The organism is Enterobacter sp. J49 (assembly GCF_002148625.1).
GTDB classification, from domain to species: Bacteria; Pseudomonadota; Gammaproteobacteria; order Enterobacterales; family Enterobacteriaceae; genus Enterobacter; species Enterobacter ludwigii.
The window spans coordinates 1-500 of record NZ_MWPY01000013.1 but is presented as its reverse complement, the minus strand read 5'-3'; the positions used below and the strand labels follow the sequence as shown (position 1 = coordinate 500).

Genomic DNA, 500 nt, shown 5'->3' with positions numbered 1-500 from the left:
CACCCGAACATCGGCGCCTTCGGCGATTTGCGCCGCCGGCAGCGCGCCAACCACGTCTGCGAGTCCACCCGTTTTCAGCAGGGGGAACATTTCAGAACATACGTGTAAGACCTGCATTATCACTCCTGAAAGTCGGCCGAAGGCCTCTGGATAAGAAATAAAGCAGGCTTGCCGCTGTTATGCGTGCCGCGTTGCGCAAGCCATCGAACCGTTCATCAGGCGGCAGGCTATCGTTCTGCCGCCCACGTTAACTCACAATTTTGACAACATTTCGCGCGTCACCAGCACGATGCCGCCTTCCGAGCGATAAAAACGCTTGCTGTCCTCATCGGCGTTTTCCCCGATCACCATGCCTTCCGGAATGTGGCAGGCGCGGTCGATGATGCAGCGCCGCAGGCGGCAGGAACGGCCGACGTTCACGTCCGGCAACAATACGGTAGAGTCGATGGTGCAGAACGAGTTCACTCGCACGCGCGGGAACAGCACCGAATGCACCACCA

The 500-nt window shown here is 58.8% G+C and carries 1 protein-coding gene and 1 pseudogene; both read right to left on the bottom strand.

Going from position 1 to position 500, the window contains the following annotated elements; genetic code table 11:
* Window positions 1-117 (bottom strand): glycogen/starch synthase (locus tag BJP35_RS00360; protein WP_143349613.1); only part of this gene is annotated, 117 nt, incomplete at its 3' end.
* A gap of 135 nt (window positions 118-252) precedes the next feature.
* Window positions 253-500: pseudogene (glgC, locus tag BJP35_RS00355) on the bottom strand (glucose-1-phosphate adenylyltransferase); the annotation flags it as partial.